At 64.1% G+C, this 223-nt stretch carries 1 protein-coding gene; it reads left to right on the forward strand.

Annotated features, from left to right (window positions below; genetic code table 11):
* Positions 1-223 (forward strand): PDC sensor domain-containing protein (locus E4K09_RS29395; protein WP_483238021.1); only part of this gene is annotated, 223 nt, incomplete at both ends.

A 223-nucleotide genomic window follows, 5' to 3' on the forward strand; every position in this document is an offset into this window, starting at 1 on the left:
TCCCGTCGCCTCGACAGGCCCGACGGCAGTTTCGCCGGCGTCGTCCAGGTCAGCATTCCGCCTCGCTACTTCGCGAATTTCTTCGGTCGCATCGACCTCGGCTCCCAGGGAACGATCGTGATGGTCAGCACCTTAGAGAGGGGGAGGATCCTGTCGCGCTACCCTTATGACGCATCCGTGATCGGCACCACGCCACCTCCACCCCCATGGCTGCTGGACGGCA

This window comes from Microvirga pakistanensis (genome assembly GCF_004458765.1).
Lineage (GTDB): Bacteria > Pseudomonadota > Alphaproteobacteria > Rhizobiales > Beijerinckiaceae > Microvirga > Microvirga pakistanensis.